Origin of the sequence: Hymenobacter terricola, from assembly GCF_017921975.2 — a bacterium.
In the GTDB taxonomy this organism is placed as follows: domain Bacteria; phylum Bacteroidota; class Bacteroidia; order Cytophagales; family Hymenobacteraceae; genus Hymenobacter; species Hymenobacter terricola.
Genome location: NZ_JAGEMO020000213.1, coordinates 1 through 886, shown reverse-complemented (window position 1 = coordinate 886; position 886 = coordinate 1). Strand labels below are relative to the sequence as shown.

At 52.5% G+C, this 886-nt stretch carries 1 rRNA gene; it reads right to left on the bottom strand.

Features of this window, described 5'->3' with window-relative positions:
• Positions 1-886: ribosomal RNA gene (locus J4G38_RS28285) — 23S ribosomal RNA — on the bottom strand; the annotation flags it as partial.

Genomic DNA, 886 nt, shown 5'->3' with positions numbered 1-886 from the left:
ACCGGGGCTTCGATTCAAACCTTCGCCTTGCGACTAAGTTCCCCTCTTAACCTTCCGGCACCGGGCAGGTGTCAGACCTTATACGTCCGCTTGCGCGTTAGCAAAGTCATGTGTTTTTGTTAAACAGTCGCCTGGGCCTTTTCACTGCGGCTTCTCTTGGTTGCCCAAGAGGAAGCGACCCTTCTCCCGAAGTTACAGGTCCATTTTGCCGAGTTCCTTGGCCGTGATTCACTCGAGCGCCTCAGGATACTCTCCTTGACTACCTGTGTCGGTTTGCGGTACGGGTAATAATAGCATTAAAACGCTTAGCAGGTTTTCTTGGCAGTCGGATTAGGCACACTATCCGCGTGTCCCGAAGGACGTACGGTACTATCAACTTTCGGCTAGGTCCGCGTACTTAACTACGGTCCCAATACCTACGGTCTTCAACGGGCACTTCCGTCCGCCCGCGGTGCTTTCACTTCTGCGTCACTGCATCACTTGCTACCATTAGTACAGGAATATTAACCTGCTGTCCATCGAGTTCACCTTTCGGCTGCCCCTTAGGTCCCGACTAACCCAATTCCGATTAGCGTTGAATTGGAAACCTTAGTCTATCGGCGTGGGGGTTTCGCACCCCCATTATCGTTACTCATGCCTACATATGCTTTTCTCCACGCTCCAGCACGCCTGACGACGCACCTTCACCGCAAGGAGAATGCTCCCCTACCACGTAACCGTCTTGCAGGTTACATCCATTGCTTCGGTACCAGATTTGATGCCCGCGTATTATCGACGCCCGCTCGCTCGACCAGTGAGCTGTTACGCACTCTTTAAAGGAATGGCTGCTTCCAAGCCAACCTCCTGGCTGTCAAAGCAAGTGGACCTCCTTTGTTCAACTTAATCT